Source organism: Mycobacterium asiaticum, assembly GCF_001668675.1.
Classification (GTDB): Bacteria; Actinomycetota; Actinomycetes; order Mycobacteriales; family Mycobacteriaceae; genus Mycobacterium; species Mycobacterium asiaticum_D.
The window spans coordinates 1-686 of sequence record NZ_LZKQ01000023.1 but is presented as its reverse complement, the minus strand read 5'-3'; the positions used below and the strand labels follow the sequence as shown (position 1 = coordinate 686).

At 71.7% G+C, this 686-nt stretch carries 1 protein-coding gene and 2 pseudogenes; 2 read left to right on the top strand and 1 reads right to left on the bottom strand.

Features of this window, described 5'->3' with window-relative positions; all coding sequences use genetic code 11:
* Together A9X01_RS30975 and A9X01_RS01715 are read left to right on the top strand one after the other, a co-directional pair.
* Positions 1-66, top strand: a pseudogene (locus A9X01_RS30975) (hypothetical protein); the annotation flags it as partial.
* A 63-nt stretch (positions 67-129) separates the two neighbouring features.
* On the top strand, positions 130-423 hold the full coding sequence (locus tag A9X01_RS01715; RefSeq protein ID WP_065119011.1) for a DUF503 domain-containing protein: 294 nt from the start codon (positions 130-132) through the stop codon (positions 421-423).
* Here the strand turns inward: A9X01_RS01715 and trmI are convergent.
* A pseudogene (gene trmI, locus A9X01_RS01710) lies at positions 420-686 on the bottom strand (tRNA (adenine(58)-N(1))-methyltransferase TrmI); the annotation flags it as partial. The gene A9X01_RS01715 and the pseudogene trmI overlap by 4 nt on opposite strands.

Here is a 686-nt window from a genome sequence, read left to right as displayed (position 1 = left end):
GCCCAGATCGTGCACGAGGGCGACATCTTTCCCGGCGCCCGCGTTCTGGAAGCCGGTGCCGCCACCCAGCCCAGAGCCCAGCCCCGCGCCGACCTCCGCTCCGACGTCGTCGCCGGGGTCCTGAAAGGCATGTGGATCGGCTGGCTCGAGTTCGACGTCCTGCTGGGTGACGTGCGGTCACTCAAACAGAAGCGGTCGGTGATCCGACCGGTCGTCGCGGAATTGCAGCGCAAGTTCAGCCTGTCGGCCGCCGAGACCGGCTCCCAGGACCTGCACCGCCGGGCAGGCATCGGGGTGGCCCTGGTGTCGGCCGACCGCCGGCATGCGGTGGACGTGCTGGACGCTGCCGAACGGCTGGTGGCCGCGCACCCGGAGTTCGAGTTGTTGTCGGTGCGGCGCGGGCTGAACAAGAGCGACGACTAACCGTCGCGCCCCTCACGCTTGCGGCCCAGCGGAGCCGGCGCCACCGCGCCCGGTGCGAGCCGGCGGGCGGCGACCAGGAACGCCGTGTGCCCCCGCATGGAATGCTGCGGCCGCACGGCCAGCCCCACCACGTTCCAGCCCCGCTGCAGCGTCTCCCACGACCGCGGCTCGGTCCAGCATTGCTGGGCCCGCACCGCCTCCACCACCTTGGACAGCTGCGTGACGGTCGCGACGTAGATCAGCAGCACACCACCGGCGACCAC